The organism is Mesorhizobium sp. WSM4898 (assembly GCF_029625845.1).
Lineage (GTDB): Bacteria > Pseudomonadota > Alphaproteobacteria > Rhizobiales > Rhizobiaceae > Mesorhizobium.
Genome location: NZ_JARTVQ010000002.1, coordinates 1179033 through 1205575, shown reverse-complemented (window position 1 = coordinate 1205575; position 26543 = coordinate 1179033). Strand labels below are relative to the sequence as shown.

30 protein-coding genes are annotated in these 26543 nt (G+C 65.3%); 1 reads left to right on the top strand and 29 read right to left on the bottom strand.

The window, feature by feature from the left end:
* Positions 1–89: 89 nt before the first annotated feature.
* The gene (locus tag P9228_RS13235) at positions 90–446 is read left to right on the top strand and encodes a cupin domain-containing protein (protein ID WP_067326033.1); all 357 of its coding nucleotides are present in this window, start codon (positions 90–92) and stop codon (positions 444–446) included.
* 34 nt (positions 447–480) lie between these two features.
* Here the strand turns inward: P9228_RS13235 and P9228_RS13230 are convergent, their stop codons facing one another.
* The 29 genes from P9228_RS13230 to fliI all read right to left on the bottom strand — a co-directional run bounded on the left by P9228_RS13230 (position 481) and on the right by fliI (position 26541).
* Entirely contained in the window at positions 481–2124 is a 1644-nt protein-coding gene (locus tag P9228_RS13230; protein WP_278053832.1) for an MFS transporter, read from the bottom strand.
* A 197-nt stretch (positions 2125–2321) separates the two neighbouring features.
* Complete coding sequence (gene fliQ, locus P9228_RS13225) at positions 2322–2588, bottom strand: flagellar biosynthesis protein FliQ (protein ID WP_027165133.1); 267 nt, start codon at positions 2586–2588, stop codon at positions 2322–2324.
* Between the two features lie 21 nt (positions 2589–2609).
* Positions 2610–3020, bottom strand: a complete 411-nt coding sequence (flgD, locus tag P9228_RS13220; RefSeq protein WP_278053831.1) for a flagellar hook assembly protein FlgD — start codon at positions 3018–3020, stop codon at positions 2610–2612.
* Positions 3021–3022: 2 nt separating this feature from the next.
* Positions 3023–3460, bottom strand: coding sequence for a flagellar biosynthesis repressor FlbT (gene flbT / locus P9228_RS13215; RefSeq protein WP_127216042.1), 438 nt, complete (start codon positions 3458–3460; stop codon positions 3023–3025).
* Positions 3457–3804 (bottom strand): flagellar biosynthesis regulator FlaF, encoded by a 348-nt coding sequence (gene flaF / locus P9228_RS13210; protein ID WP_278053830.1) that lies wholly within the window; start codon positions 3802–3804, stop codon positions 3457–3459. The genes flbT and flaF overlap by 4 nt, the downstream gene beginning before the upstream one ends.
* A 31-nt stretch (positions 3805–3835) precedes the next feature.
* On the bottom strand, positions 3836–4885 hold the full coding sequence (locus tag P9228_RS13205; protein WP_095800446.1) for a flagellar hook-associated family protein: 1050 nt from the start codon (positions 4883–4885) through the stop codon (positions 3836–3838).
* Positions 4886–4888: 3 nt separating this feature from the next.
* On the bottom strand, positions 4889–6343 hold the full coding sequence (gene flgK, locus P9228_RS13200; RefSeq protein WP_278053829.1) for a flagellar hook-associated protein FlgK: 1455 nt from the start codon (positions 6341–6343) through the stop codon (positions 4889–4891).
* Between the two features lie 32 nt (positions 6344–6375).
* Positions 6376–7632 (bottom strand): flagellar hook protein FlgE, encoded by a 1257-nt coding sequence (locus tag P9228_RS13195; protein WP_067002423.1) that lies wholly within the window; start codon positions 7630–7632, stop codon positions 6376–6378.
* A gap of 91 nt (positions 7633–7723) precedes the next feature.
* Positions 7724–8392, bottom strand: coding sequence for a response regulator transcription factor (locus tag P9228_RS13190; RefSeq protein WP_067002421.1), 669 nt, complete (start codon positions 8390–8392; stop codon positions 7724–7726).
* A gap of 222 nt (positions 8393–8614) precedes the next feature.
* Positions 8615–9208, bottom strand: coding sequence for a transglycosylase SLT domain-containing protein (locus P9228_RS13185; RefSeq protein WP_278053826.1), 594 nt, complete (start codon positions 9206–9208; stop codon positions 8615–8617).
* Entirely contained in the window at positions 9138–9881 is a 744-nt protein-coding gene (locus P9228_RS13180) for a flagellar hook-length control protein FliK (protein WP_278053825.1), read from the bottom strand. Before P9228_RS13180 ends, P9228_RS13185 begins: the two co-directional genes overlap by 71 nt.
* 650 nt (positions 9882–10531) lie before the next feature.
* Positions 10532–11962, bottom strand: a complete 1431-nt coding sequence (locus P9228_RS13175; protein WP_278053824.1) for a chemotaxis protein MotC — start codon at positions 11960–11962, stop codon at positions 10532–10534.
* The gene (locus P9228_RS13170; protein ID WP_278053823.1) at positions 11959–13404 is read right to left on the bottom strand and encodes a MotB family protein; all 1446 of its coding nucleotides are present in this window, start codon (positions 13402–13404) and stop codon (positions 11959–11961) included. Before P9228_RS13170 ends, P9228_RS13175 begins: the two co-directional genes overlap by 4 nt.
* Entirely contained in the window at positions 13401–14027 is a 627-nt protein-coding gene (locus P9228_RS13165) for a hypothetical protein (protein ID WP_127241319.1), read from the bottom strand. The genes P9228_RS13170 and P9228_RS13165 overlap by 4 nt, the downstream gene beginning before the upstream one ends.
* 3 nt (positions 14028–14030) lie before the next feature.
* Complete coding sequence (gene fliF, locus P9228_RS13160; protein ID WP_095823391.1) at positions 14031–15689, bottom strand: flagellar basal-body MS-ring/collar protein FliF; 1659 nt, start codon at positions 15687–15689, stop codon at positions 14031–14033.
* Between the two features lie 186 nt (positions 15690–15875).
* Positions 15876–16760: a flagellin gene (locus P9228_RS13155; protein ID WP_067002412.1), complete on the bottom strand. Its 885-nt coding sequence runs from the start codon at positions 16758–16760 to the stop codon at positions 15876–15878.
* Positions 16761–17041: 281 nt separating this feature from the next.
* The gene (locus tag P9228_RS13150; protein ID WP_067002410.1) at positions 17042–17926 is read right to left on the bottom strand and encodes a flagellin; all 885 of its coding nucleotides are present in this window, start codon (positions 17924–17926) and stop codon (positions 17042–17044) included.
* Between the two features lie 228 nt (positions 17927–18154).
* Positions 18155–18886, bottom strand: coding sequence for a flagellar type III secretion system pore protein FliP (fliP, locus tag P9228_RS13145; RefSeq protein ID WP_095777164.1), 732 nt, complete (start codon positions 18884–18886; stop codon positions 18155–18157).
* Complete coding sequence (locus P9228_RS13140; protein WP_278053818.1) at positions 18883–19377, bottom strand: flagellar basal body-associated FliL family protein; 495 nt, start codon at positions 19375–19377, stop codon at positions 18883–18885. The genes fliP and P9228_RS13140 overlap by 4 nt, the downstream gene beginning before the upstream one ends.
* Before the next feature lie 17 nt (positions 19378–19394).
* The gene (gene flgH / locus P9228_RS13135; protein ID WP_278053817.1) at positions 19395–20099 is read right to left on the bottom strand and encodes a flagellar basal body L-ring protein FlgH; all 705 of its coding nucleotides are present in this window, start codon (positions 20097–20099) and stop codon (positions 19395–19397) included.
* Positions 20096–20629 carry a MotE family protein gene (locus P9228_RS13130; protein ID WP_095800636.1) on the bottom strand — a complete coding sequence of 178 codons (534 nt, stop codon included), beginning with the start codon at positions 20627–20629 and terminating at the stop codon, positions 20096–20098. The genes flgH and P9228_RS13130 overlap by 4 nt, the downstream gene beginning before the upstream one ends.
* A gap of 62 nt (positions 20630–20691) precedes the next feature.
* Positions 20692–21933: a flagellar basal body P-ring protein FlgI gene (locus P9228_RS13125; RefSeq protein WP_278053815.1), complete on the bottom strand. Its 1242-nt coding sequence runs from the start codon at positions 21931–21933 to the stop codon at positions 20692–20694.
* The gene (gene flgA / locus P9228_RS13120) at positions 21930–22472 is read right to left on the bottom strand and encodes a flagellar basal body P-ring formation chaperone FlgA (protein ID WP_278053814.1); all 543 of its coding nucleotides are present in this window, start codon (positions 22470–22472) and stop codon (positions 21930–21932) included. The genes P9228_RS13125 and flgA overlap by 4 nt, the downstream gene beginning before the upstream one ends.
* Before the next feature lie 6 nt (positions 22473–22478).
* Positions 22479–23267 (bottom strand): flagellar basal-body rod protein FlgG, encoded by a 789-nt coding sequence (gene flgG, locus P9228_RS13115; protein WP_067002397.1) that lies wholly within the window; start codon positions 23265–23267, stop codon positions 22479–22481.
* A gap of 9 nt (positions 23268–23276) precedes the next feature.
* Positions 23277–23609: a flagellar hook-basal body complex protein FliE gene (locus P9228_RS13110; protein WP_278054074.1), complete on the bottom strand. Its 333-nt coding sequence runs from the start codon at positions 23607–23609 to the stop codon at positions 23277–23279.
* Complete coding sequence (gene flgC / locus P9228_RS13105) at positions 23606–24022, bottom strand: flagellar basal body rod protein FlgC (RefSeq protein ID WP_067326083.1); 417 nt, start codon at positions 24020–24022, stop codon at positions 23606–23608. The genes P9228_RS13110 and flgC overlap by 4 nt, the downstream gene beginning before the upstream one ends.
* 2 nt (positions 24023–24024) lie before the next feature.
* Entirely contained in the window at positions 24025–24405 is a 381-nt protein-coding gene (gene flgB, locus P9228_RS13100) for a flagellar basal body rod protein FlgB (protein WP_095823386.1), read from the bottom strand.
* 89 nt (positions 24406–24494) lie between these two features.
* On the bottom strand, positions 24495–25154 hold the full coding sequence (locus tag P9228_RS13095; protein WP_278053812.1) for a hypothetical protein: 660 nt from the start codon (positions 25152–25154) through the stop codon (positions 24495–24497).
* On the bottom strand, positions 25135–26541 hold the full coding sequence (fliI, locus tag P9228_RS13090; RefSeq protein WP_127246055.1) for a flagellar protein export ATPase FliI: 1407 nt from the start codon (positions 26539–26541) through the stop codon (positions 25135–25137). The genes P9228_RS13095 and fliI overlap by 20 nt, the downstream gene beginning before the upstream one ends.
* Between the last annotated feature and the right edge of the window lie 2 nt (positions 26542–26543).

The window sequence follows — 26543 nt, the reverse complement described above, 5'->3', positions numbered from 1 at the left end:
CCGAACCGCTCTAACTCTTTGTTTTCGCGCAATTCCGGACGGAAAACCATTGCACTTTCCTGGAATTGCTTTTGACACTGGAGCCTATCTTGATCGACCTTTCGACCTTCCGCGACCTCGCCACGGCCGATATCGGCGCCTTTTCACCGAAGCCGACCTCGATCGAAGGCGATCAGGTCGAAGCGGTGCGCTCGTTCTTCCAATCGCCGGACGGGACCGTCGATATCGGCATCTGGGAATGCACGCCCGGCCGCTTCACCGCCGACCGCTCGGGTTCATCCGAGATCTGCCACATCATCTCCGGTCGCGTGGAAGTGAGCCGCGCCGACGGCGAGATGCGTGAGCTGGGGCCTGGCGATCTGCTCGTCCTGCCGAAGGGCTGGAAGGGCGAGTGGCTTATTCATGAGACGACGCGCAAGCTCTATATGATCCACAGCGCTGGCTGATCGGAACTAGATATTCCGGGCCAAAAGACGCGGGTTAGTGATCGATCGGCCCCTTGGGCGAGACAAGGGCCGTGCCGGCGGTGGTCGGGCGTTCGATCATGCGGCGCACACGCGGCGGGTTCTCGCCGCTGTGCAGCGCGCGGATGCGCTCGCCGACAACGGCGTCGGCATGGGTGGCACGCCGGTTGTGGCGGATATACTCGACCCAGGTCGGCGTGTGGTAGTGTTCGATCCAGATGCCCGGATTTTCGAGATCGCGGGCGAGCGTCCAGTTGCGGGCGCCGTCGCGGCGGCGGATGCGGCCACGCTCGGCCATGGTTGCGAGGAATTCCGGCACGTCCTCCTCGCGAATGATGTATTCGATCATGATGGCGATCGGGCCGCTGCGCGGCTTCAAATCGAGCGCCAGCATCGGCTCCTTGAACCGGTTGAGCGGATCGAGGTTGAGAGCGGTGTGCTGCGGCAGCGGCAGGATCAGGCCGATGCCGCCACCGACGAGCATGGTGACAGCGGCAACCATCAATGCAGTCTCCGCGCCATGGGCGTCGGCGACGACGCCCCAGATCCAGCTGCCCAGCGCAATGCCGCCGAAGGTTGCTGTCTGGTAGATCGACAGCACGCGCCCGACCACCCAGCGCGGCGTCGACATCTGCACCGTGACGTTGAAATGCGAGAGCGCGATCACCCAGCAGGCACCGCCGATGAGCAGGCCCGCCGACGTCTGCCAGGCATTGTCGCTGACGGCGGCGTTGAAGGCGCAAAGCGCGAAACCGGCGAAGGCGGCGCGCACCATCGTTTTGCTGGAGAGCAATTGTCTGAGCCTCACGCTGATCAGCGCACCGCCGACCGCGCCGATACCGAAGGCGCCAAGCATGATGCCGTAGGTCAGCGCGTCGCCCTTGACGACATCGCGCGCCACCAGGGGCAGCAGCGCCAGCACCGCGCCGGCGCTGAAGCCGAAGGCGAAGCCTCTCGCCAGCACCTTGCCGATGTTCGGCGACATGGCGACATAGCGCAGGCCGGCTCCCATCGCGGCGCCGAGCGATTCCCGCGGCAGGGTCGGCGCGGGCACTTCCGGCTTCCAGCGGAAAAGCACGACGATCAGGCCGATATAGCTGATGGCGTTGGCGGCGAAGGCCGCCGCCGCCCCCGCGGCGGCGACGATGATGCCGCCGATCGCCGGGCCGACGCTGCGCGTGATGTTGAAGCCCATTGAGTTGAGCGCGATCGCCGCCGGCACCTTGGCGCGCGGCACCATGTCGCCAACCGACGCCTGCCATGACGGGCTGTTCAGCGCCGTGCCGCTGTCGATCAGGAAGGTGAAGGCAAGCAGCGTCCACGGCGTCATCCAGCCGAACCAGGTGAATACGGTGAGCAGTGCCGAGACCACCAGCATGAAACTCTGCGCCACCAGCATGACCTTGCGGCGGTTGAAGCTGTCGGCAATGGCGCCGGCAACAAGCGCGAACAGCATGATCGGCAAGGTGGTCGAGGCCTGCACCAGCGCCACTTGGTAGGATGAGGTGGCGATCGTCGTCATCATCCAGGCGGCGCCCACGCCCTGGATCAAGCCGCCGAAATTCGACACAAGGCTCGCCGACCAGACGGCACGGAAGATGCCGTGCCGGAACGGCGCCAGCGCCGAGACGCGTTCGCTTTCCGGCTCGTCGTCGATCATGGTCGCTGTCCCGCCTTCATCTTGCTGTCTTGCGCTCGCCCGGCGCCATCATCGCGCGGGCGACTCGCCAAAGCATCCCGGTCCAACAACAGGAAGGCAAAGGCGAAAATGCGTCGGCGAAGCTTTAGGCCAAGCATCTTGCCGGTGTGGACCAAACTTTTGCCGGTCCGCGCGGGCGGGATGCCCGCAGCCCCAGGTCAGAAGCCGTGCTCGATGCGTTCGAAGATGACGTTGGTGAAGGCCGAGATCTGGCTGCCGATGAACGGGCCGGTCAGCGCCACGACCAGCATGATGGCGACGATCTTGGGCACGAAAGTGAGGGTGATTTCCTGAATCTGCGTCAGCGCCTGGATAAGCGCGATGCCGATACCGACGGCCATAGCCACGAGCACCACCGGCGCGGAGGCGGTAAGCACCGTCCACACCGCATATTGCACGATATCGAGGGCGTCGGCCTCGTTCATGGGCAGACCCTATGCGAAACTCTAGGCGGCCGGCTTGATCGATACGCCCGCGCCGACAGGGACCTCGGTGCCGTCCTGCAGCACCGCGATCAGGCCGCTGCTTGCGAGCTTCACCGAAGCCACGGTCCCGGTTGTCTTGCCGTCGGCGGAGGTGATCGAACGGCCGATCAGCGCGTCCGCCTGCGACAGCGCCGAGGATTGTATGATCTGGTCGAGCTTGCTGTTGGTCTGCACCGATTGCTCGACCTGCGAGAAGGTCGCGAGCTGGGCGACATATTCCGTCGAATCCATCGGCTTGGTCGGATCCTGGTTCTTCATTTCGGCGATCAGAAGTTTCAGGAACGACTGGTAGTCGACCGCTGTCTTCGAGGTCTGCTGGCTGCTGGCCTGGGTGGCGCCAACCGGGATCGTCGTTGTCATGTCCACGGCCATCTTTATGCTCCCACAGCCAGCGCGCGCGGCGCTTCCGGAATGTCGTCATTGCCGCCAAGCGCTTGGCGCTCGAGCGGATACAGCGCGCGGATCGCCTTCAGCGCCTCGTAGATATGATCCTCGCCGACCATGCGGTCGATCTGCTTCAGCGCGCTGCAGATTTCCTGATTGTCGAAGCTTGCGATCAGCATCGGCAGCGAGCGGCGGAACATGTCGCGGGCCTCGGAGGCTCCCGGCGGGTTTATCAGCATGATCTGCACGATGAAATAGAGCTGCCTGAGCGGCGTCGAGGCCTGCTCGGCTTGGATGACATGGCTTTCGAGCAGGAACTGAACGTCGTTCATCAGCTCGATCGTGACCTTGCGGTCGACCCGGACGACGGCGCCGTTGATGTAGATCTTCTCGTTCGGCTTCAGCGAGATCTTCAGCGTGTTGCTCATTGGATGCCGTCTCGGATGATCTGGGAGACCTCGATCAATCCTTCGAAATTGTTGGTGCGGCCCTGCCGGATGTCTTCCGTTTCGCGCAGCAGCCACAGGCCGATCGAGATCAGATTGGCGCGCAGTTCCCTGGGCAGCGCATTGTCGCTGGAGCCGAGATCCTCGACGAAGGTGGTCCAGATGCGGTTGGTGAAGTGCAGCGCCTCGACCGCCTCAATCGACTCCGGCCCAACGGAAGCTGCCGTGGACAACATGTCGATCGATCGGGTGAGCAACTGCCGCTCCCGGTCCTTGGCGTCGGCGACGGAGTCGGTCTGGATGTCGGCGTAGGAGAATTGATACATCGTCGGAGCTCTGGCGTTCCGGTGAGAGTGTTCAGGTGAGATAGTTCAACAGGCTCAGTTGCTGCAGTCGCGCGGTCAATGCGAAGGACGTTTCTATATGCTGCGTCAGGTCGGCCACGCGGGTGGCGGCCTCCGAGGGATCGACGCCTTCGAGGTCGATGATGTGCTTCTCGAACAGATCGACCTGGGTCTTCATGCGATCGCTGGCGTCGGACACGCGCTTCTGGGTGAGGCCGGCTTCGGACTGCACCTGGACGATGCCGCCGATGGCCTCGCCGACCAGCTTTTGCGCGCGGCTGACGATCGTATTCTGCCCGGCCTCGCTGATGTTGCCGGCAAAGAGCGTGCCGACCATGGCGGCCGCCATGGCGAGCTTGCGGATGCCTTGCTCGTTGGCGCTGACCGACGTCTGCGTGGTCTCGTTCAATGAAATGCGGCTGGTGATCTGGTCGTCGGTGGCGTTCGACCAGTTGGCCTGCCATCCGGAGCCCAGGAACTGCGGCTCGACCGCGGTGGTGATGAAGTCGTCCATCTGGGCGGCGGTGATGTTGGCGGCCGCGGGGTCGTTCTGGGTGAAGCCGAAATAGCTGGTGAAGGCGGCGTCGAACGCCGCCTTGGCGGGCGAGCCGGCGGCGCTGAAATCGTCGATCGGCTTGACGTCGGTGTTGGTCCCGGCAAACAGGTATTCGCCGTTGACGCTGGTGTTCAGGATGCCCGTCATCTGCTGCAGCGCCGTGGCGCCGGCGGTCTGGGTGATGCTGGTCGAGGAGTCGCCCGATACGGCGCTGGTCAGCGCCGTCAGCAGATCCTGCGCGACATCGGAGAGCTGACCCAGCGAATCCTGTGTCGAAGTCAGACGCGCGGCGACCAGCGAGTTCGAATCGACGATGCCGTTCAACCGGTCGAGATCGCGCTGGAAGGTGACGGCCTGTGTCGTGCGCCCGCCGAGCGCCAGGCCGACATCCGCTACCTTGCCGGTCTGGGATTCCGTGGTCGCCTTGACGAGATCGGCCTGCATGCGCATCTGCTGATAGCGCAGGGCGTTGGAGATGGCGGCTGAGGAGACGGCTGTCGCTTTCATCGATTATCCCACCGCGCCCAACAAGGCGTCCAGCATGTCGTCGACGGTCTTCATCATGCGCGCCGACGCCTGATAGGTATGCTCGAGGTCGAGAAGCAGGGACATTTCCTGGTCGACATTGACGCCGGTATCGTTCGACAGCGCTTCGGCGGTGCGAGTGGCCAGCGCTTCCTTCGCGTCGGCGTTGGTCGACGCCTGCTGGCGCACGCCTTCGAACCAGCCGATGGTGTTGGCCGCGTAGTCCGAGACGCCGGAGCTGACCGTGATGCCGGCGGAGGTGTCGAAGGCCATCGGCTGGTCGAGCCTGTTGCCGTAGGCGATCAGCAGGTCCGAGTAGGAGGCGCCGCCGCCGGTGTTGGAAACATAGGCCGCGCCGTTGGCGCCGCCGTCGCGCAGCAGCGCCGCGCTGCCGCCGGCGCTCGGGTCAAACGCGGCGTTGACGCTGATCGAGCCGGCGAGGCCGTCGACCAGGGTGCCGGCAGCGGGAATAGCCGGCGCGCCGGACCAGGTGAACAGGCCTGCGGCGTTGGGCTGAGACGGCGCGGTCTCGGCAAATGCCGTGATCAGGCCGCGCGCGATCTCGTCGAGCTGGCTCTGCATGGTCGCGGCAACGCCGTCGCGCAGCTTCAGCATGCCGGCAAGCTTGCCGTCGGCGCTGGTATTGTCGCCGGTGCCTGCAGAAAGCGGCACATTGTCGATATAGATCGTGTTGCCGGGCGTGCCGGCGGTGTAGCCGGCCGAGGGCGTGAAGGTCACCGACCGCGGCACCGTCTCGAACAGCGTCGTGCCGTCCTTGGTGGTGATGACCATGTCGTTGTCGCCACGCGTGAAGGTCGAGACCGGGACATATTCGGCGATCTTCTTGAGAAGCGCGTCGCGCTGGTCGAGCGCGTCCGACACATCCGTGCCGGAGCGCGTGCCGGCGATGATGGCCTTGTTGGCGTCCTGGAACTGGCTGAGCAGCGAGTTGAGGTCGTCGACGGCGGTGGCGATCTGGCCGTCGGTTTGGGTCCGGAAATCCTGGATCGCCGTGGTGCCGTCGTTCAGCGAGCTCACCACCTGCTTGGCTGCGTCGATGACGCTGGCGCCGAGATTCTGGTTCGACGGCGTGGTGGCGTAGAGCTGCAGCGCCTGCTGCAGATTGCCGATCGCGATCGACGCAGACGACGCATTGTCGACTCCATTAACCGATAGGTCGAGCTGATCCATGCCGCTATAAAGCGCGCTCTGCCCGCTCCATGCCGACAGCGCGGAAAGGTTCTGCCGGAACAGAAGATCATTGGCGGCGCGCTGTATCTCCACCGATCGCGCGCCGGGCGCCGTGCTGGTGACGACGGCGACGCGACGAGCATAGTCCGGGTTGGACGCGTCGGCCACATTGCGCGACACGACGCTGGTTTGCTTGGATGTGGCCAGGAGCGCCGACTGGGCGATGCTTAATGCGGTGGAAAGCGACATGCGGGTCTTTCACGGGCTGGCGCCCGATGGGGTTATCTCTTCAGGTTGACCAGGACGTCCATCAGGTCGGAACCGGTCTGGAAGACCTTCGAGTTGGCGGTGTAGCTGCGCTGCGCCGCAATCATGTTGGTCAGTTCCTCGGCGATATCGACATTGGAATTTTCGAGCGCGCCCGAGACGACCGAGCCAAGCTTTCCTTCATTGGCAAAGCCGATGCGAACAGCGCCTGAGTCCGCGCTCTGCACATAGACGTTGCCCGGCATCGCGGTGAGGTTGTCGGGGCTCTGAACGTCGGCCAGCGGGATCTTGTAGAGCGGCTTGGTGGAGCCATCCTCGAATTGGGCGTAGATGACGCCGTCCTGGCTGATCTGGATCTTTTCGATCGTGCTCGGCGCATTGCCGTTGACGTTGGCGTCGGAGACCGTGAAGCCGGTTCCGAGTTGCGTCAGCTTGGAGAGGTCGAGGTTGAGAGTCGACCCGTTCGGCACCGTGAAGGACACGCCGGTGGTCGCGCCGGTGAGCTTGCCGGTGGTGGTGTCGAAGGTGAGATTGGCCGAACCCAGCGCGCCGCCCGCATAGGGGAACGACGTGCCGGCCGTGGCCTTCGACTGATCGAACACCGAGACCTGCCAGGTGCCGGTGCCGGTGTTGGTGAAATAGACGTCGAGCAACACCTTGTTGCCGAGATTGTCGTAGGCGACCAGCGACGATTTCGACGTGTATTGTGACGAGGTGCTGTTGTCGGTGGGTAGGTTGCCGGCGGTGACAGCGGTGGCGCCAGCCGGCAGGTTGCCGGTGAATGTCCCTTCCGTGCTCGGCGTCGCCGTCATCTCCTGATCGGAAATCTGCACAGGCACGAGGCCTTCGAAGCCGTTGGCGGTCGCGGCCGGATCGCCGTTGGCGTAGCTGTAGGCCATCAGCTGGTAGCCGGCGGCGTTGACGAGGCGTCCTTGAGCGTCCGGAACGAAGGCGCCGGCGCGGGTGAGATAGGGCGTTCCGCTCGGGTCCTGCACGACGAAGAAGCCGTCGCCGTTGACGGCTAGGTCGGAGACCGAAGTGGTGTATTGCAGAACACCCTGCGAGCTGACGGCCGAGCGGATCGTCGTCGTGACGCCACCCGAATTATAGGCGCCGCCGGTGCTGGGCATAATCAGCGTCGAGAATTCGGCGGAGGAGCGCTTGTAGCCGGTGGTGTCGGAATTCGCGATGTTGTCGGCCACCGTGGACAAGCGGTTGGCCTGGGCGTTCATACCGGAGACGCCGGTGCGCATCATTCCGTAGAGGCTCATCGATACATCTCCTCGGTGCCTTTCTGAGAGGCTACAAAACTAAGCCTCGTGTCTTGCGCGAGGCTGGCGCGGGATGTGCCGGCGACGACCATCAAAACACTAGCCGGTAGCCGAGGAACCTCTTGGAATCGATCGGGTCGTGGCCGAGCTTCTCACGCAATTTCTTGCGCAGCTTCGAGATGTGGCTCTCCACCACGTTCTCCTCGACCTCCTCGTCGAAGATGCCGTAGATGGCGTTGAACACCTGCGTCTTGGTCACGCGCCGGCCGCGATTGCTGGCCAAATACTCCAGGATGCGCCGCTCGCGACGCGGCAGCGGCAGCGGCTCGCCGTCGATCTCCGGGTCGCGCCCATCCATGAAGATGCGCATCGAGCCGACCTCGGTGTAGGCGGCCTCTTCGCGGGCGCGGCGGCGGATGGCGGTGATGCGGGCGAGGATCTCGCGGATGTGCACGGGCTTGCGGACGACGTCGTCGACGCCGCTCTCGAAGAGCCTGAGCGTGTGTTCCAGCGAGTGCTGTTCACTGAGCGCGATCACCGGCGCCCCGGTGCGGTCGCGGATCTGGCGCGGCGAGATGGCGCCCTCGCGGCAGTCGCCGATAAGGAAAGCCCTGACCGATCTTAAATCCGTGTCGGCGGCAGAGTTCACCCACTCGCCGAACTCGCCTGGCGCGAAGCCGGCGGTGGCGACGCCCTCGCGATCGAAAAGTGAGCTGTAGCCCTCAGTTACGAGCTCGCGCTCATCAACGATCACGATCATCGGCCCGCCCTCCGAATCATCTCATTTGCCCCGTGCGGAAAGCGGTATCCGGTGCGGTGAATCCTGAAAAACCGTCATTTCTTGTAGCTATTTTCTTGGGAGTTTTTTTGGGAGCCGTAATAAAGCCGGCCGTGAAGGGTCTATTCGCGGTACTGGATGGAGGGCGATGCCGGCGGCGCTGTGAACCCCATTGCGGCAGACCAAAGGCACAAGGTTTGGCAACTATTGGTTGCAGAACGCGCTGGCGTTCGGCGTCCATTTGCCGAAGCCGGTGGCGACCATGTTGGCGATGACGCGGCAGACATAGACCTTCTGCGCCGGGTCGTTGTCGGGGCCGGCATGATAGCGGGCGACGGCCATCGACCAAGTCATGTGGCGGGCGTGGAGGCTCGCCAGGAAGCGCGCGGCGTAGTCGACGTTCTGGTGCGGGTCTAGCATGTCCTCGACGCTGCGGAACTGCGCGCCATGATAGCGATGATTGATCTGCATGCAGCCGAGATCGATCAGCGTCTTGCCCTCGCGGCGGGCATTCTCGAACGTCGCCAGCGCTTCGCCCCTGCTGCGCGGAAAAACAGCCTTTCCTTCTACATTCAAAGCGTTGGGCTGAAGGCTGCCCTTCTTTCCCGTTTCGGTCAGGCCGACCGCGTAAAGGATACCGGCCGGCACGCCATAGCGATCGGCGGCGCGCAGGATTTCCGGCTCGCAAGGATTGGGCGCGGCTTTGGCGGCGACGGTCGCGGCCAGACTAGATATAGATATCGTCGCCAGCGCGCTCGCGAAGAGGCGAAGCAGCGCGGCCGAATTCCTGTGCGCCATTGCCGTTGTTCCTTCCCGGTTGCCGATCGCCGCCGGCGCTGTTGCCGCCCGAGTTCCCGGGCTGGAACGAAGGCTGTTCGCGGCCCGTGGACATCGGCGGCGCGCCGCTCGCTTCGACGCGACCGGGCGAATGGACCGCTATCGAGGGTTGCATGATGGTGACGTGATCGACGTCGAAACCAAGACTGCGGAGCGACTTGACGATGGCGTCGCTGTCAGCGGTCAGACGGCGGTACGCCTCGTGCGTTTCCGGCTTCATCTCGATCGAAAGCTGCTCTCCGGAAAGACGCAGGCTGGCGGTGACGGGGCCGAGGGCAGCCGGGTGGAGCTCGATCTTCAGGACATGTGTCGGAACGGCAACAGAGTTGGTCGCGTGCGAGCCGATCGGAGCGCTCGAGTAGGCCTGCTGAACGCCGCTGTCAGAGGCGATCGCCTCGGCCAGCGCCGATACTGTCTGGCCGAAGGCGTTTTGGGCCGGCGCGGGGAAGCTCTGCTGGCTGACCACATCCAAGCGCCCGGCGGCGGAGGATGGCCTGGCTTGACTGTTCGATGCGAGGGCTTGCGCCGTTTGCGCGGTCTTCTGGGCGGCCGCCGGACGCCAGCCTTGCGGCGTCGCTGCGTCGGTTGCGGCTCCTTGCGTTCCAGACAGGACGTCGTCCTTGCGGATCGACATGTCCGGGCCCGGACCAGCGCCGGCCGGTTTCTGTCCGAAATCGGGTCCGGGCTTCTCGGTCGCCGTCGTCGCGCGACCGGATCGCGGCAATGGCTCGCTGCCTTCGGAAGCGTCGGCCAACATGCGTTTGCCTTGACGGATCGCCAGCTGCGAAGACGCGGCCTGGCCGATCGAGGGCTGGGTTCCTGCCTCTCCCTCGACAGAAGATCCACCGCGCTCGGCATTTGTCGACGTTGCGAAGTGGCGGATGTCGCCCAGCGCCATCAACAAGGGCAAACCGTCATGAAGCGGAGCGCTATCTGACGATTGCGCCGCCGCATCGGCATCGTCCGTGGCCTTTACATGGTCGGCCTCGGCGCCATTCTTCGCGGCCTTTCCGGCCGCTGGCTTCGGCGCGGCAGTCTTGTTCTGGCCATCCTGATCGGGTCGTGGCTTGGGCGAACCGGCGAGGGCGCGCCGCTCCGGCTGCGCATGGGAAGACACAGGTTCGGCGGGATGCTTTGCCTCCCTCGCCGATTGTCCGGCGCCATGCACCATCTCGCCAAAATTCGCGCCGTTTTCCTTGCCGTCGGCAGGATGCTGCCGCGATTGGACTTGGGCGGATGCAAGTCCCGGCGTGGCCTGGCTCACGCTGTTCATTTGGGCGCTGGTCATTTGGGAGCGGCTCCGAGTAGCTGGTCGATCTGGTCGAGCTGGCGGCGCGCTTTGAGCATCGCGGCATCGGTGGGATCGTGCGGATCGAGGCTTGCTGCGGCCGCCGGCGCGGATGCAGGCAGCACGGATGGCGTTTCGGGCTGCGCAGGAGCGGGGGCTTGAGCCTCGGCCGCGGCCTGAGCCGTCGTCGGCGGAGCCGGCGGCGCGGACGCTGCGGCCGGCGCGTCCGCCGGCTTGACCGGGGCCGGCTGCTCGGCCATCGCGCCCTCCACCGGTGGCAACCCTTCGGCGTCGGCCGGGCTCGCAGCCTCGGTTTCAGCGGGTTTCGCGGCATCGCTCTTTGCCGGACCTGCGGCCTCCGTCTCATTCATGGCGGCCGCACGCACGGGAGCGACGACCTCGCCGGCAACGGCTTGCGCTGCATCGAGCAAAGCGCGGTCGCTCTCCGAAAGCTTGCCGCGATCAATCGTGCCGAGCCTCGCGCGCACATCGTCGATCGTGGCCGATGTCACCGTGGAGAGGCTCGAATAGAGCACGGCGCGCGGGTCGTCCTGATTGCCTTTGCCGTTGCGGCCCTGCTCGGCCCGGGCCGAGGCGAAGGCGGAGAGGTCGCTCAGCCCGTCGATCGCGGCGCGGCGCGCGATGCGCAGATAAATCACCTTCTCGCGCTCGGGGTCCATCATCGAGGTGATGTCGGCGAGCTTGTCTTGGCTGATCGACATGTGCAGCGCAATCACACCGGAGACGAAGGAATCGGCGAACTGGCTGGCATAGGGGGAATAGAGATAGCCGGCGACATATTGCGTCGAGGCAAGCGCGAAGCGCGCGGCGTCGCCTTGTGTCGCTGCGAGGCCGACCGAGCGGCGAAGCGCTGCCTCCTCGACCAGTGTGCCGGGGCTGAGCAGGCGGGCCTCGTCCAGCAGCGTCAGCGCCGTTGCGGGTTCATCGGTCGCAAGCGCCGAGCCCTTGACCAACGCCAGGAAGGCGCCGAGGTCGGCGGGCACGCTCATCGGGTCGATCGGCTTCAGGATTTCGATTGCCGCGGCCGGCCTGCCGTTGAGATAGGCGACGACCCCTTTGGCGATGGCGAGGCTTTGCGGGTCGGTCGCCGCGCGCGAAGCTGCCGCCTTGACAGTGACGGGATTGCCGCCGCTCATGCCATAGACGAGCAGAGCGCGGAAATTCTTCGGGTCCTTGAAATCGCCGGCATCGGCGGCGCGAAGCCTCGCATCGGTCATTTCCAGCAGCTTGGCCTGCATCGGCAGCGCCGCATGATCGCCTCCGGCGATGCGGTCCTGGACCAACTGCAGCGAGCGCACCAGCTGGTAAGGCTGCAGGCCGTCATCCTGTGCAAAAGCGGCAGCGGGCGATCCTGCGGCGAGCAGCAGCAGCCCGACTGCGCGGCCGATGGCGGTTCTGACCCTCATCCGCCGGTCGCCATCAGGATCTCGATGCGGCGGTTGGCGGCGGCCAGCGGATCGGACGCGATCTTGGGCTGGCGGTCGGCGAAGCCCGCGACCTCGGTGATGCGGCTTTCGTCGACGCCGCCGCGCACCAGCATGTAATAGGCGGAGTGGGCGCGGGCGGTGGACAGCCGCCAGTTGTCGTAGGCGTTGCTGCGGAACGGCCGCGCATCGGTATGGCCGCCGATGGTAATGGTGCCCTTCTTCTCGTTGATGATGCGGCCGATCTTCTCCATCGCCAGCACCATCTCGCGGCGCGGCACGGCCGAGCCGATCTCGAACATGCCGAAGTCGAGCTGATCGGTGATCGAGATGACGACGCCCCTGTCCGTTGCCTCGACGGAGACGCCCTCGGCCAGCTTTTCACCGGGCGCAAAAGCCTTGGCCAGTTCCTGCTTGATTTCGGCGGCCGCCTTGAGGGCGGCGCTGCTCGGGACATTCTTTCCCTTGTCGGAGGCTTGCTCCGGCTCCGCCTTTGCCGGCTCGGCCGTCGCCGCTTCGGCCCCTGCGGCTCCCGGCATCGCAGCATCGGTCGCAGCGGCCTCCGCCTTTTCGGCTTCTGCCTTTTCAGCTTGGGCTTTCTCGCCCTTGATCGCCTTGCCTTCGGCCTTCCCGACTTTCGTGTCGCCGTCCGATCCGGCGACCACCTTGGCACCGGGTTTTTCCGGTGTGGCCAACGGCTCGAGCGGCGCATCCAACTGCGGCGGTGCCGGCGGAGCGGCCTTGACTTTCGGAACATCGGTCTCGGCGACCTTCTCGCCGGGCCTGGCCGGATCGCCTTCGATCCTCCTGCGTTCGGCGCTGGCCTCGGCGCCGGGTGTCGCAACCTGCTGCGACCAGAAGTCCGGCGCGAAAGGATCGCGATAGGATTCGCCGCCGGAAGCGCCGGTCGCCGGACCGGCGTTCTGAGCGCCGCCTTCACCCTTGGCGCTGACATTCTGCATCACGCCGGTATCGGTAGCGATCTCCGACAGCACGGCATAGGGATCGGCAAACAAATGCTCGTCGGAGAGATCGGATTTCTGCGAGGCCTCCTTCGTCTGCCTGCGGTCGGAGGAGCCGGCGCCGCCCTTGCCGTCCTCGCCGGCCTTGCTCGCGCCATCCTGCGGATTGTCGGCGGTGAGGCCAACCTTGCTCGGGCCGTCGCCAAGGTCTTCCAGGCCCTTGCGGCTGGAATTGCGATCGATCAGCTCGACCGGGTTGAAATAGCTGGCGACCGCCGCCTTGGTCTGCTCGTTGGCGGCGTTGATCAGCCACATGACGAGAAAGAAGCACATCATGGCGGTCATGAAGTCGGCAAAGGCGATCTTCCAGACGCCGCCATGATGGCCGTCGTCATGACCGTCGTGGTTCCGCTTGACGATGATGATCTCGTGCCTGGCCTCGCCGTGGTCGATGGCGCTCATGATAGGACCTCCGACAGGGAAGCCGACCATTCGGCGATGCGCGTCTCGAAGACGGTTTCATCGATGGTCACGGTCAGGTCGAAGCCGGCGGCCTCGGTGAAATCGAGATTGGCCGCGCGATCTCCAAGCGACGCCTTCAGCGGCTCGAACAGCGACAGTGGCCCGCGCACGCCGATACGCACCGCCTCACTGTCGGCAATCGCGGCGCTTACGGTACGGGCAAGAGCTTCGATCGAGCGCTCCTGCAGATCATCGCTGACCACGCCGCCGATGATGCGGGCGACGGTGGCGGCGGTGAGCTCGGCCACGCGCGCTTCCATGGCATCGATCCGTGTCGCGACCGCCGCCCCCAGATCGCCGCCGAAGCTTTTGAGGAACGCCTTTGCCGCATCGTCATTGGCCTGGCGTTCGGCCTCGAGGGCCGCCTCGTGGGCGGCCGCGAGCCGCGCCCCGAGTGCTGCTTCCGCATCGGCCACCGCCTCGGCGATCAGCGCGCCGATGTCGGCCTGCGGTGGCGATATGTCTGGCTTGCGCTCGATGTCAGGCGCTGACGGTGCCTGGCCGGCGCGCGGGGCGCGCGAACCGAAATCGGGCAGGAGATCGAAAAGGGCCGCCGAAGCCATGGCTTAACCCGCGGCTTCCGGGGCGGCGGCCCATTTGCGCAGGATCTGGGCGGTGCGTTCCTCGTTGAGGTCGACCATGCGTGCTAGCCGTTCCTGCGGCGCAGGCCTGATCTTCTGGCGCAGGTCGTCGAGCGGAGTGGCGCCCGGCCGGGCGCCCGGCAGCGCGCCGACGGCCGTGTCGGCCGCGATTGCGGCCACCGGCGCGTCGGGCGTCGGCAGCGAGCGCTGGACATCGTCGAAGCTCGGGCCGGCGAGGGCCGCGGGCTTGGCCGACGCCGTCAGCGCGGCCGCCATCGGCCGCAGGCCGAAGAAGGCGACCAGGAACACGACGACGATAAAGGCGCCGGCATTGATCAGCGTGCCGGTGTATGTGCCGATCGAGGCGAGGATGCCCGGCTGGTCGATCGGCTCACCGTCCAGCCCGTCGATGAACTCGACCGCCGAGACATCGATGACGTCGCCGCGCTTCTCCTCAAAGCCAGTGGCGGAGGCCACCATCTTCTGGATATCGGCGACGCGCTTGGCAATCTGCTCGGGGGTGGCGTCCTTGCCGAGGATGGTCTTCAGCCGATCCTGGTTGACGACGACGGCGATCGACATCTTGGTCACCGAGTAGCCATTGGAAACGGTGGCGATCTTCTTGGAGTTGATCTCGTAGTTGGTGATCTCCTCCTTGCGGTCGTTCTGCGAGGAGGACTGCGGCCCTTCAGTCGTGGTCGTCTGCGTCTCGGGCAGGTTCTGCTCGACGCTGGTCGGGTTCGAGGCCTGCTTCTGGTTGCTGGCCTCGTTGGTGCGCACCGACTGCACCGAACGCTCGACGCGGGATTCGGGATCGAAGATCGTTTCTTCGGTCTGACGGGTGTCGGTATTGACGTCGGCCTTGACGCTGGCGCGAAAATTGTCGGGGCCGAGATAGGGCGTCAGCGCGCGGCGGATGTTGTCACCGATCTGCGCCTCGACCGTCTGCTCGACGCCGAGCGTGCGGGCAGCACTTGTGTTGGAAGTGTCGTCGCCGGCTGCGAGCAGATTGCCGTTGGAATCGAGCACGGTCACCTTGTCGGCCGACAGGCCGGGAACCGCTGCGGCGACGAGGTGGCGGATCGACTGGGCGCTCTTCTCGGCATCGACGCCGGCATAGCGGATGACCACCGAGGCCGAGGGCTGCTGCTCGTCGCGGCGGAAATTGGCGCGCTCGGACATGACGATGTGTACGCGCGCCGCCTTGACGCCGGCGATCGACTGGATGGTGCGCGCGATCTCGCCTTCCAGCGCACGCACGCGGGTGATCTGCTGCATGAACGAGGTGAGGCCGAGCGAGCCGACATTGTCGAACAGCTCGTAGCCGGCGTTGGCGCTGGTCGGCAGGCCCTTTTCGGCCAGCAGCATGCGCGCCTGCGCGGTGGTGCCGGCCGGCACCAGCACCGATGTTCCGTCGGCGCCGACATCGAAGCCGATGCCGGCCTCGCCCAGCACCAGGCCGATCTGGTTCACGTCGCTGCGGTCGAGCCCGACATAGAGCGTCTCGTAGGCCGGACGGTTGAGATAGACCGAGCCGACGCCGATGACGGCCATGACCAGCGCGGCGATGCCGCCCATGAGAGCGAGACGCCTGACGCCGAAGCCGCGGAGGTTCGCGATGAGGCTCTGGATCTGTTCCGGCACGATTCAACCGCTCCCAGCATGACTTTCCGCCGGAAGACTAGACCGCGAAGCTTGTGCGAGGATGATAGCGCATGCGGCCAGGGGCTATCGAGGCCCGAACGGCCCGGCGGCAGCGGTCCGACGCGCAAGAAAAAGGCCGCGCCCGAGACACGGCCTTGCGATGGAGGGGTTGGCTCAGCGGAAATATCAGCTCTTGAACAAGGCCAGGATCGACTGCGAGTTGCCGTTGGCGATCGACAGCGCCTGGATGCCGAGCTGCTGTTGCACCTGGAGCGCCTGCAGGCGGGTCGATTCCTTGTTCATGTCGGCATCGACGAGGGCACCGACGCCTTTGTCGATCGAATCGGACAGGTTCGACAGGAAGCTCTGCTGGGTGTCGATGCGCGACTTGGCGGCGCCAAGGTAGGCAGCGCCGGTGGAGAGCTTGGCAAGCGCGGTTTCAACGCTGTCGAGCGCGGTGTCGACGGCGGTGTCGGAAACGGCCGCGGCACTCGGATCGAAGAAGGTCGTCGCAAGCAGCCCGCCGACGATGCCGCCCGTGCCGGCGGTGTCAAGAACCTGCGTGTCGGTCGCTGCCACGTCGATGGTGTCGATGGAGACGGTCGTGCCGGTGCGGTTGTACGAAGCCACGACATGCAGGTCCGAGGCGGCCGTTCCGTCATTCTGCAGCAGGTTCGAACCGGCATAGCTGGCATTGGTGACCGACGACCTGATCTGGTCCTGGATGGCCTTGATTTCGGTCGCGATCTTCTGCTGGTTGTCCTGACTGGCGCCACGCGCGGTGACCAGCTTGGCCTTGATCGCGTCGACCTGGTCCTTGATGTCGGTGATGGCGGTGTAAGCTGTGTCGACCTTGCCGGCGCCGAGGCCGAGCGCGTCCTGGACGGCCGAGAGCGCCTTGTTGTCGGACCGCATCGAGGTGGCGATCGACCAGTAGGCGGCGTTGTCGGAAGCGGTGGCGACACGGTAGCCGGTCGAGATGCGGCCCTGCGTCGTCTCAAGCGCCTTGTTGGTGGCGTTGAGGCTCTGCAGCGCGGTGAGCGCGGCGGCGTTGGTCATGATGCTTGCCAAGATACACCCCTTCTCAAAGCAGGCATGCCTCGCGCATGCCGGTCAACTCTCTGGCGGGGGCGGTCATGCCTGTCGACCGTCGGTCGGCCCGTCATAGCGATTGGTTAACCATAGCTAGCGCGTCACAGTTAACGGCGCGTTAAAAGCCAGCCTTGAAACCGCGGTGCGGTAATATTTCTCGAGGGAAGAGGCGCGCCTCGGAGGGGCAGCAGCATCAAAAATGAAAATCGGGCCGCGCTGGTGGCGCGGCCCGACAAAGATGCCTGAAGTTCGCTGGGCGATCAGCCGCGGAAGAGCGACAGGATCTGCTGCGAGTTGCCGTTGGCGATCGACAGCGCCTGGATGCCGAGCTGCTGCTGCACCTGGAGGGCCTGCAGGCGGGTCGATTCCTTGTTCATGTCGGCGTCGACCAGAGCGCCGACGCCCTTGTCGATCGAGTCCGACAGGTTCGACAGGAAGCTCTGCTGGGTATCGATGCGCGACTTTGCGGCACCGAGCGAGGCGGCGCCGGTGGACAGCTTGCCGAGCGCCGTTTCAACGGTGCCGAGCGCGGTGTCGATAGCGGTGTCGGCGACGGCGGCGGAGCTCGGATCGAAGAAGGTCGTCGCAAGCAGACCGCCGACGATGCCGCCGGTGCCCGCCGTGTCGAGGACCTGCGTGTCGGCAGAGGCCACCTTGATGGTGTCGATGGTGACGGTCGAGCCGGTGCGGTTGTACGAAGCAACGATGTTCAGATCGGAAGCAGCCGTGCCGTCGTTCTGCAGCAGGTTCGAGCCGGCGAAGTTGGCGTTGGTGACCGACGACTTGATCTGATCCTGGATGGCCTTGATTTCGGTCGCGATCTTCTGCTGGTCTTCCTGGCTGGCGCCGCGGGCGGTAACCAGCTTGGTCTTGATCAGGTCCACCTGATCCTTGACGTCGTTGATGGCGGTGTAGGCGGTGTCGACCTTGCCGGCGCCGAGGCCGAGCGAGTCCTGAACGGCCGAGAGCGCCTTGTTGTCCGACTTCATCGAGGTGGCGATCGACCAGTAAGCGGCGTTGTCGCTGGCGGTGGCGACACGGTAACCGGTCGAAATGCGGGACTGGGTGGTCTCGAGCTGCTTGTTGGTGTTGTTCAAGCTCTGCAGCGCGGTCAGCGCAGCGGAATTGGTCATGATACTGGACATGATACTCGTACCTTGGTTTTTACACGGATTTTTTTGACATACCGGCTTGTCCGGTATGACGGTGCGGCATCATGCCAATGATCGCTGAGACCCGATCACCCGCCATCTGGAGCGGACTATGCGGGCAACTTCCTACCAAACGGCTAAACTGGACGGTTAATCCAAAATAATTCGCGCGGGCTTTAGCAGGCGAAGCCTTAAGTGTCGTCCTCGAGCCCGGCGGGGCGGTCAGGTAAAGGATCGCACTAGGCTGCCGACCAGAAGGTTCCAGCCGTCGATCAGCACGAAAAACAGGATCTTGAACGGCAGGGAAACCACCGTCGGCGGCAGCATCATCATGCCCATCGCCATGGTCACGGTGGCGACGATGAGATCGATCACCAGGAACGGCAGCACGATCAGAAAACCGATCTCGAAGCCGCGCCTGATTTCCGAGATCATGAAGGCGGGCACCAGAATGCGCAGGTCCACGGTGTCGCGCGAGACAGTCTGGCCGCGCTCGCGGGCGAGATCGGCAAAAAGATCGAAATCCTTGTCGCGCACATTGTGCAGCATGAAGCTGCGGAACGGATCCGAGATCTTCTCGAAGGCCTCGGCCTGGGTGATCTGGTTGTCCATCAGCGGCTTGACGCCGGTGTTCCAAGCCTGGTCGAAGGTCGGCGCCATGACATAGAAGGTCATGAACAGCGACAGCGAGATCAGGATCAGGTTGGCCGGCGTCGACTGCAGGCCGATGCCGGCGCGCAGAATCGAGAAGGCGATGACGAAGCGGGTGAAGCTCGTCACCATGATCAGCAGGCCCGGCGCCACCGAAAGCACGGTGAGCAGCCCGAACATCTGGATGAGATAACCGACCGTGGTGCCGTCGGCCTTGCCTATGCCGCCGAGATCGAGCTGCTGGGCCGCGGCGACAGAGGTGGTGACGACGATGAGCGCCGTGGCGATGAGGAACTTTCTCATTCGAGCAGCATCGTCCTGATGAGAACCTGTTTGACGTGGCCGCCGCTGCGCAGCGCCGCACGCTCGTCGAGATCGGCCTTGAGATGCTGGTAGCCGCTGGCACCTTCGATCTGATGCATCTTCAGCGTGCGCACGAACGCCAGCAGGTCCTGATGGATCTGCTCGGTCATTTCCTGCGGCTGCGGCGCGTCGTAGAGCACCGATGCCTCCAGCCTTATCCAGACTTCGCTGGGGGCGGCGAGATTGGTGGTGATCGGCGCCAGTTGGACCACCGTCGGTCCGGCGATCTGTTTGCCCACTTCGGCCGACTTCTCCGGGTTGCCGGCATTCTCAGGTGCGGCAGGAACAGGCGCCGGGGCTTCTCCCTGCTTGAGATAGCCGCCCGAGAACCAGCCCATGCCGACGGCCGCGCCCGTCATGGCCAAGAGCATGGCGAGCTGGACCACAAGGGAAGGTCCCTTCTTGGGCTGAGCCTGCTCGACATTTGACACGACAGCGCGCTCCCGGCCTAGAAAGGAAGAACCTGGTCGAGGATCTGCTGACCGTAGGCCGGCTGCTGGACCTCGCTCACGCGGCCGCGTCCGCCATAGGAGATGCGTGCCTCGGCGATGCGCTCGTAGGGGATGGTGTTTTCGGCGCCGATATCGGAGGGACGCACCATGCCAGCGATGGTGAGGACCCGAAGTTCGTAATTGACGCGCACTTCCTGCGAGCCCCTGATCATCAGATTGCCGTTGGGCAGCACTTCGGTGACGACGGCGGCGACATTGAGCTCGAGATTCTCCGAGCGATTGATCTCGCCGTCGGCGTTGGTCTCGGTGCTGGAGCTCAAGCCGGCATCGCCCTTGCCGCTGGTGCTCTTGCCGTCCCAACCGAGCGTCACGTCGTAGCCGAGCTTGCGCGCGGCGGTGCGGCTGCGGTCGTTCTTGTTCTTGAAATTGGCCTTGTCGTTGAGCTTGATGTTGACGGTCAGGATATCGCCCTCGCGCAGCGCCCGCGGATCGGTGAAAAGCCTGCTCTGGCGATCATCCCAAAGCGAGAATTTCTTGACGGGTCTCGCCGGCGGCTCCGGATAGGAGTAGGGGGCAGCGCCGCCTTTGCCGATGCCGGAGCCGACCGGTGAGAGCGCAGGCTCCCGGCCGACTTCCTTGAGATCGGTGCCGCAGCCGGACAGTGCCGCGACCGCGACAAGGACGAGCAATTTCAACTTCATGACGGATCAACCCTTCGCGCCGCGCTGGCCATGATGCCGGTGAGCGTCGCCGCCGCCTTCTGGTCCATTTCGTTGAGGATGACGCCGGCTTTGCGCGCATCGAGCTTCATCAGGATGGCCGCAGCGAGCTCGGCGTTGACCATTGCCAGGCGCTCGGCCGCGGCGTCTGGCTTCATGCCGGCATAGATCTTGACGACGCTCTCTTCGGCGCGCGCCAGGAATACCTCGCGCCGCTTCAGCCACTGCTCGTACTCGGCGCGTTTTGTCTCCAGCGCCTTCATGCGCTCGTCGATGCCTGCCTGGAGCTGCTTCAGCTCCTCGGCCTGCAACGCGTAGCGGCGGTCGCGAGCCGCATCGGCGATGTTGGAGCAGAAGCGCTGGATCTCGCTCTCGTCCGGCGCCTTGCCGCGCGCGAGATCAGCCGGCTGGGCCGGGGCCTGTCCGCCGGGCAGCACCTGGCGGACTTCTTCCGCGCGACCAGGAGTGCCGCCCATCAGCGCAGCGATCGCGACAGCGGCTAGTAGCTTCATGGTCGTATGAAGTCTCGGGCGACGATGCGGGTTTGAGGAGAAGAGCTCCATCATCGGCATGCCTATTGGAGAACCAGGTCGGCCTGCAGGGCGCCGGCCGACTTGATGCCTTGCAGGATGGCGATGATGCCGTCGGGCTTCACGCCGAGACGGTTGAGACCGGAAACGAGCGTTTCAAGGTCGGGGCCGTCGAGCACGGCGACGCGGGCGTCGGGTCGCGAGGCCTCGATGGCGGTGAAGGGCTCGACCGCCGTCTCGCCCTTGGAGAAGGGCTCCGGCTGAACCACTTTCGGCGCCTCGGTGATGCGCACGGTGAGAGTGCCGTGGCTGATCGCGACGCGCGAGATCTTGACGTTGTTGCCGATGACGATGGTGCCGGTGCGCTCGTCGATGACGACGCGGGCAGGCGCATCCGACTCGACGACTAGGTTTTCGATCTCGGCATAAAAGCGCGCGGCCGATACGTTCTTCGGCCGTCTGATCTGCACGGTGCGGGCATCGCGCTCGGCCGCAACGCGCATGCCGAAGCGCTGCGAGGTGTAGTCGTTGATGGCGTCTGCGATGCGGATGGCGGTCGAGAAATCGGGATTGCGCAATTGCAGCGTCAGCACGCCCTGGTCGTCGAACTCGGCGGGCACGGAGCGCTCGACGATGGCGCCGTTCGGCACGCGGCCGGCGGTGGGCACGCCTTGCGTCAGCTGCGCGGCCTGGCCCTGGGCGGCGAAACCGCCCACGATCACCGAGCCCTGGCCGACGGCGTAGATCTCGCCGTCCGCGGCCTTGAGCGGCGTCATCACCAGCGTGCCGCCGGCAAGCGAGGTGGCATCTCCCATCGAGGAGACGTCGATGTCGATGCGCGCGCCCGACTGGACGAAGGGCGGCATGTTGGCGGTGACGATGACGGCGGCGACGTTCTTGGCGCGCGCGCTGCCACCTTCGGTGGCGATGCCGAGGTTCTCCAGCATGGCGCGGATCGACTGTTCGGTGAACGGCGAGTTGCGCAGGCTGTCGCCGGTTCCCGCCAGGCCGATGACCAGGCCGTAGCCGACGAGCTGGTTGTCGCGCGCGCTCTGCAGCTGGGCAATGTCCTTGATGCGCGCGGCGACCTGGCCGGGCGGCAGCGTGCTCGGTCCCGTCGAGACGCGGAACATGCGGGTGGTGGTGGCCGGATCGTATTCCGGATCGTCGTAAACGCCGCCATTTTTCTGCGCAAGTTCGCGCTTGGCCTTGGACGTGAGCCCATCGGCCAATGCGGGCTGAAGACCGATCGCGGCGCTCAGCAGAAGGGCAAAGACGCGCCTCACGATGCGCCGACCCGAATCGTGCCGTCGGCCATTACTGTGCCGGAAATGATCTTGCCGCTGTCGACATTGCGAATTTTGATGAGGTCGCCGGCGGCGCCTGGCTGCAGCGTGACGCCGGCGGCCGAGATGGTCAGCGCTCCGGCGGTGAAATAGACCTGCACCGAGGCACCCTGCTCGACCAGCCAGGCATCGCGGATCGCGGCCGCCGGAATGTAGCGGCCGGGCACGAGGGTGCGCTTGGCGACCTTGCCCTGAAGTTCCTCGGAGCGCGTCGCCATTCCGTCCGGCGTGTGCTTGCCCGGGACAAGCGTCACCTGCTTCAGCGCCGCAAGTTCGATCGTCTCGCCGGGATAGATGACCCGGTTGGGGATCAGCACGGCTTCGCCGACCGCCTGATGGGCGGCGAGCTGGTTGGCCGACTCCCCGGATCGCAAGGGAGATGGGCCCGTCTCTTGCGCAAGCGCCGGCACGTCGACGACCACCAGCGCAAGGGCCAGCACGGCGCGACGAAAAGCAGGGCAGGAAGCCGGCATGGCCATCGTCGGTTACCTGATGTTCTTTGAGACCACCGAGGCCATGTCGTCAGCGGCCTGGATGACCTTCGAGTTCATTTCATAGGCGCGCTGCGCCGAGATCAGCTCGGTGATTTCCTTGACCGGATCGACGTTGGAGGACTCCAGATAGCCCTGCTCGATGGTGGCGAAGCCCGGATCGCCTGGAACGCCGACATTGGCCGGGCCGGAGGCAGCCGTCTCCTGGAACAGATTGTCGCCGAGCGGCGCCAGGCCCGCCTCATTGGCGAAATTGGCGATCTGAAGCTGGCCGAGAAGCTGAAGGTCGGTCTGGCCGTCGATACGGGCAAAGACCTGGCCGGTCTTGTTGACGATGACCTCGACCGCGTCGGTCGGCACGGTGATCGCCGGAATGACGGTGGCGCCGTCGGCGGTGACCAGCTGCCCGGTGGCATTGGTGTTGAAGGCACCGGCGCGGGAGTAGAGCGTGCTGCCGTCGGCGCCCTCGATCTGGAACCAGCCGCGGCCGGTCAGCGCCAGGTCGAAGCTGTTGCCCGTGCTGGTCAGCTCGCCCTGTGTATGGACGTTGCGCACGGCCGTCGTCTTGACGCCGAGGCCGATCGAAACGCCCTCGGGCACAAGCGAGGTGTTGGAGCGGTTGGGCACCCCTTGGGTGCGATCGACCTGGTAGAGCAGGTCGGAGAATTCGGCGCGCGCCCGCTTGTAGCCGGTGGTGTTGATGTTGGCGATGTTGTTGGCGATGACTTCCAGATTGGTTTGCTGGGCGTTCATGCCGGTCGCGGCGATGGCAAGGGCTTTCATGACGCGGTCCTAGATACTCATGCGGCTGATTTCGAGATAGGCCGAGACGACCTTGTCGCGGATGGCGATCGTCGTCTGCAGGGCCTGCTGGGCGCTCAGCACCGCATCGGCCACTTGGCGGGTGTCGGCGTCGCCTTTGAGCGCCTGGATCGACATCTGCTCGGCGTTCTGCAGCGTGTTGACGGTCTTGGTCGCAGCCTGGCTGAGAGCCTCCGCAAAGCTGCTGCCGACGCCTTCGCCTGCTTTGGTGCCGACACCGCCCTGAAGCAGGCCCGGCGAGGCGGCCTTCGTGCCGTCGATTGCCGGTTTGAACTGTAGTGCCCCGATACCGCCGATCATTATTGGTTCCTCATCAGGTCGATGGTCATGGAAATCAGATCGCGAGCCTGCTTGATGACCTGCAGGTTGGCCTCATAGGAGCGGTTGGCCTCGCTCATGTCGGCCATTTCGACCAGCACGTTGACGTTGGGCATCTTCACGTACCCTTTTGCGTCGGCGGCCTCGTTGCCGGGCTGGAACTCGATCGGGAAGTCCGACGGGTCGCGCGCGATCGAGCTCACCTCGACCAGCGAACCACCGCTCGTCCGGTCGAGCTCGGACTGGAAGCTGATCGTCTTGCGGCGATAGGGATCGGCGCCAGGCGTGTTGCCCGTCGATTGCGCATTGGCGAGGTTCTCCGACACCACACGCAGACGCTCCGACTGGGCGCCAAGGCCGGATGCCGCGACTTTAAGGGCTGCGGTCAGGGCGTCCATGATCAGCTCTTCACCACCATCGTCATCATCGAGTGGAAGGCTTTGACGATCGCCGTGTTGAGCTCGAAGGAGCGGCGAACTTCGCCGGCCTTCATCAACTCGTCCTCGAGCACCACCGTGTTCTTCGACGGCATTATCGAGCCCGTGACATCCTCCGGCTTGAGATTGAAGCCGGCATTGGTCCCCTCGGGGCCCAAATGGCCGGTCTGGGTGGCCGCCAGCGTCACCGCAGTCCGGTCGAGGACCTTTTCGAACGGTTCGACGTCGTTTGCCGTGTAGCCCGGCGTGTTGGCATTGGCGATGTTGGATGCGATCGCCGACTGGCGCACCGCTAGCCATTGCGACTGCCGGGTGGCGAGGTCAAAGAGGTTGACGGGTTCCATGGGACTCTCCGGGCGAGTACGCACAAGACTAGGCTGCCAGTCTTGCGCGGACCTTGCGCGGAGCGAGCCCGCGGCCCGTTACGAGGCCATTACCTGGAAAGCTGGATCACCTTGTTGGCATCGGTGACGATCACCCACTTGCCACCGCGCTGCTCGATCGCGGCGACGCGGCTGGAGTCCGGCAGGACGGAGCCGCGCTGGACGATCCACAGGCCGGTGTCGTCCTCGATCATCGCGCGGCCATTGGCGACATGCACCATCCTGAATTCCGCCGCGGCCGCAGGGAAGGGCTGGTCGCCAGGCGCCGGCGGGGGTTCGTCCTGCACCGTTCCGGTGGCCAGCAGGTCGATATCGGCGTTGGGAACGTACTTGGCCGTCAGCGGTCCGCTGCGTTCGGCCGCGACGCCGCCGCCCTCGCGTCCCGAATTGCTGCCGCTGCCGCCGAACTTGATGGTCTGGACGCCGAACTGCTCCTGGTTGAAAAAGATATACCAGGGAAACAGCGCGCAGATCAGGCCGAGCGTGATGCCGAGCGCTGCGACGACGAAATCGCTGCGCCGGTCCGCTTTCCTGTTGGCCAGGCGGGGGAACTGGACCGGCGGCGGCTGCGGCCACTCCACCTTTTTCGGGAACAGGCCGTTGATGAGCGAGTCGCGGCTGGCGTCGGCCTCCTCGGCGGCCTTGGCCTCGGCAATCATCTCACGCAGCATGCGCTCGGTCTGTTGCAGGTCAGTCTCCTTGATCGCCATTCTGCTTCCCCTTGAGATGGCGGGCGAGATCGGTGAACGGATCGGCCGATGCGCGGTCCCTCGGCGACTGCGTGAGCGCCTCGTAGATCAGCGGCACCTGGCGCACGGCGATGTCGAGCTCGGCGTCGGCGCCGCCCTGATAGGCGCCGAGCAGACGGATGTCGCGCGTGTCCTCGAAGCGCGCGATCATCGCTTTCAGCCTTGTCACCAGCATGCGCTGCTCCGCGCTCCAGGCCTTGTCGGCGAGACGTGAGATCGACGACAGCGGATTGACCGGCGGGTAGCGTCCCTGCTCGGCGATCGCGCGGTCGAGCACGACGTGGCCATCGAGGATGCCGCGCACCGAATCGGCCACCGGATCGTTGTGGTCGTCGCCGTCCACCAGCACCGAGATGATGGCGGTGATCGAGCCTTTGCCCTCGGCGCCTGGTCCGGCGCGCTCGAGCAGCTTGGGCAGATCGGTGAAGACCGATGCCGGGTAGCCGCGCGCGACCGGGGGCTCCCCGGTGCCCGTCGCCACCTCGCGCAGCGCATGGGCAAAGCGGGTGATCGAATCCAGCACCAGGAGCACGCGATGGCCCTGGTCGCGGAAATGCTCGGCCACACGCATGGCTGTGTCGGGCGCGCGCCGGCGCATCATGGCGCTCTCGTCGCTGGTGGCGACGACCGCGACGGTCTTGGCCATGCTGTCGGCGCCGATGGTGTCCTCGAGGAATTCGCGCACCTCGCGGCCGCGCTCGCCGATCAGCGCCACGACCACCGTGTCGAAGGCCTCGGCGCCGGCGAGCATGGCAAGCAGCGTCGACTTGCCGACGCCGGAGCCGGCGAAGATGCCGAGCCGCTGGCCGAAGCAGAGCGGCGTGAAGATGTCGATCACCCGCACTCCGGTCAGAAAGCCGGTGTCGACCCGCTGCCGCGACATGGCGCCGGGCGTCAATGTGTCGGCGCTGCCGGCGGCATTCGGCCTGACCAGCGGCGGGCCGCCGTCGATGACGCGAGTCAAAGCGTCGATGGCGCGCCCGCGCCAGGAAACATCCGGCGCGACCGCGAGTGGGCCGCGCCGGAAAACGGTGTCGCCGATGCCGGCATCGGCGTGGCGCTCGAACGGCGCGACCACCACCTCGTCGCGGCCTATCCTGACGATCTCGCCGCGGCGCGTGCCGGTCTTGCCGCGCTGCTCGACGATGTCGCCGAGCCTGGCAATGTCCGAAAGGCCGCGCACCTTGTAGTGAGTGGGCGAGATCTCGACGACGCGGCCGCCGCGGCTGAGCAGCGTTTCCGGGTTGTCGAACCGCCGCCAGATGCGTTCGAGCGCGGCCAGCCGATCCGTGGGACCGGCGTCTGCAAGCTTCTCAGGCGCGCGGAGCAGGGACGAGCCGTTCGCCATCC

Coding starts and splice junctions, on each gene's coding strand:
- P9228_RS13230 (WP_278053832.1), bottom strand. CDS start 2,124: ATGATCGACGACGAGCCGGAAAGCGAACGCGTCTCGGCGCTGGCGCCG.
- fliQ (WP_027165133.1), bottom strand. CDS start 2,588: ATGAACGAGGCCGACGCCCTCGATATCGTGCAATATGCGGTGTGGACG.
- flgD (WP_278053831.1), bottom strand. CDS start 3,020: ATGGCCGTGGACATGACAACGACGATCCCGGTTGGCGCCACCCAGGCC.
- flbT (WP_127216042.1), bottom strand. CDS start 3,460: ATGAGCAACACGCTGAAGATCTCGCTGAAGCCGAACGAGAAGATCTAC.
- flaF (WP_278053830.1), bottom strand. CDS start 3,804: ATGTATCAATTCTCCTACGCCGACATCCAGACCGACTCCGTCGCCGAC.
- P9228_RS13205 (WP_095800446.1), bottom strand. CDS start 4,885: ATGAAAGCGACAGCCGTCTCCTCAGCCGCCATCTCCAACGCCCTGCGC.
- flgK (WP_278053829.1), bottom strand. CDS start 6,343: ATGTCGCTTTCCACCGCATTAAGCATCGCCCAGTCGGCGCTCCTGGCC.
- P9228_RS13195 (WP_067002423.1), bottom strand. CDS start 7,632: ATGAGCCTCTACGGAATGATGCGCACCGGCGTCTCCGGTATGAACGCC.
- P9228_RS13190 (WP_067002421.1), bottom strand. CDS start 8,392: ATGATCGTGATCGTTGATGAGCGCGAGCTCGTAACTGAGGGCTACAGC.
- P9228_RS13185 (WP_278053826.1), bottom strand. CDS start 9,208: ATGGCGCACAGGAATTCGGCCGCGCTGCTTCGCCTCTTCGCGAGCGCG.
- P9228_RS13180 (WP_278053825.1), bottom strand. CDS start 9,881: ATGTCGATCCGCAAGGACGACGTCCTGTCTGGAACGCAAGGAGCCGCA.
- P9228_RS13175 (WP_278053824.1), bottom strand. CDS start 11,962: ATGAGGGTCAGAACCGCCATCGGCCGCGCAGTCGGGCTGCTGCTGCTC.
- P9228_RS13170 (WP_278053823.1), bottom strand. CDS start 13,404: ATGAGCGCCATCGACCACGGCGAGGCCAGGCACGAGATCATCATCGTC.
- P9228_RS13165 (WP_127241319.1), bottom strand. CDS start 14,027: ATGGCTTCGGCGGCCCTTTTCGATCTCCTGCCCGATTTCGGTTCGCGC.
- P9228_RS13150 (WP_067002410.1), bottom strand. CDS start 17,926: ATGTCCAGTATCATGACCAATTCCGCTGCGCTGACCGCGCTGCAGAGC.
- fliP (WP_095777164.1), bottom strand. CDS start 18,886: ATGAGAAAGTTCCTCATCGCCACGGCGCTCATCGTCGTCACCACCTCT.
- flgH (WP_278053817.1), bottom strand. CDS start 20,099: ATGAAGTTGAAATTGCTCGTCCTTGTCGCGGTCGCGGCACTGTCCGGC.
- P9228_RS13130 (WP_095800636.1), bottom strand. CDS start 20,629: ATGAAGCTACTAGCCGCTGTCGCGATCGCTGCGCTGATGGGCGGCACT.
- flgA (WP_278053814.1), bottom strand. CDS start 22,472: ATGGCCATGCCGGCTTCCTGCCCTGCTTTTCGTCGCGCCGTGCTGGCC.
- flgG (WP_067002397.1), bottom strand. CDS start 23,267: ATGAAAGCCCTTGCCATCGCCGCGACCGGCATGAACGCCCAGCAAACC.
- flgC (WP_067326083.1), bottom strand. CDS start 24,022: ATGGACGCCCTGACCGCAGCCCTTAAAGTCGCGGCATCCGGCCTTGGC.
- flgB (WP_095823386.1), bottom strand. CDS start 24,405: ATGGAACCCGTCAACCTCTTTGACCTCGCCACCCGGCAGTCGCAATGG.
- P9228_RS13095 (WP_278053812.1), bottom strand. CDS start 25,154: ATGGCGATCAAGGAGACTGACCTGCAACAGACCGAGCGCATGCTGCGT.
- fliI (WP_127246055.1), bottom strand. CDS start 26,541: ATGGCGAACGGCTCGTCCCTGCTCCGCGCGCCTGAGAAGCTTGCAGAC.